Raw genomic sequence first — 978 nt, 5'->3', positions numbered from 1 at the left:
AGACAGCACCAGGTCGTCGATCGACAGCGTGAACGACAGCAGCCACCCCGACAGCAGCGCCTGCGAGATCAGCGGCAGCGTCACCACGAAGAACACCTTCAGCGGCGTCGCACCCAGATCCAGCGCAGCCTCCTCCAGCGACTTGTTCATCTCCTTCACGCGCGACTGCACGATGATCGCCACGTACGACACGCACAGCATCACGTGACCGATCCAGATCGTCACCATCCCGCGCCCCTTCGGCCAGCCGAACATCTGCTCCAGCGCCACGAACAGCAGCAGCAGCGAGATGCCCTGGATCACTTCCGGAATCACCAGCGGCGCGTTGATCATCCCCGTGTACAGCGTGAAGCCCTTGAAGCGGCCGAAGCGCGCGAGCACGAAGCCCGCCCACGTGCCGATCACGACCGACGCCGTCGCCGTCAAGAGGCCGATCTTCAGCGACAGCCACGCGGCCGTCAGCAGCTCGTCATCCTCCAGCAGCGCCGCGTACCACTTCAGCGAGAAGCCCGACCACACCGTCACCAGCTTCGACTCGTTGAACGAGTACACGACGAGACTGATGATCGGGATGTACAGGAACAGGAAGCCGAAGGCGAGGACGCCCGTCGACAGCGGTTTGCTCGGCTTGATCATTTCGCTTCCTCCAGTTCCTTGACCTGGTAGTACTGGAACAGCGCCATCGGCACCAGCAACAGCAGCACCATCGCGACCGTCACCGCCGACGCCATCGGCCAGTCCATGTTGTTGAAGAACTCATCCCACATCACGCGGCCGATCATCAGCGTGTCGGCGCCGCCGAGCAGCTCCGGAATCACGTACTCGCCCACCGCCGGAATGAACACCAGCAGGCTGCCGGCGATGATCCCGTTCTTCGAAAGCGGCAGCGTGATGCGCGTGAACGCGACCCACGGCTTCGCGCCCAGGTCGTACGCGGCTTCGAGCAGCGTCAGGTCCATCTTCACGAGGTGCGCGTAC

Annotated in this window: 2 protein-coding genes; both read right to left on the bottom strand. The window is 63.4% G+C overall.

From position 1 onward, the window contains the following. A partial coding sequence (locus tag U5798_RS36865) for an ABC transporter permease subunit (RefSeq protein WP_322084878.1) occupies positions 1-636 on the bottom strand: 636 nt, incomplete at its 3' end. Next, positions 633-978 (bottom strand): ABC transporter permease subunit (locus U5798_RS36860; protein ID WP_322084877.1); only part of this gene is annotated, 346 nt, incomplete at its 5' end. The genes U5798_RS36865 and U5798_RS36860, both read right to left, overlap by 4 nt.

Origin of the sequence: Burkholderia sp. BCC1972, assembly GCF_905339605.1 — a bacterium.
In the GTDB taxonomy this organism is placed as follows: Bacteria; Pseudomonadota; Gammaproteobacteria; order Burkholderiales; family Burkholderiaceae; genus Burkholderia.
The sequence above is the reverse complement of the archived record's forward strand: the minus strand, read 5'-3'. Positions and strand labels throughout refer to the sequence as shown.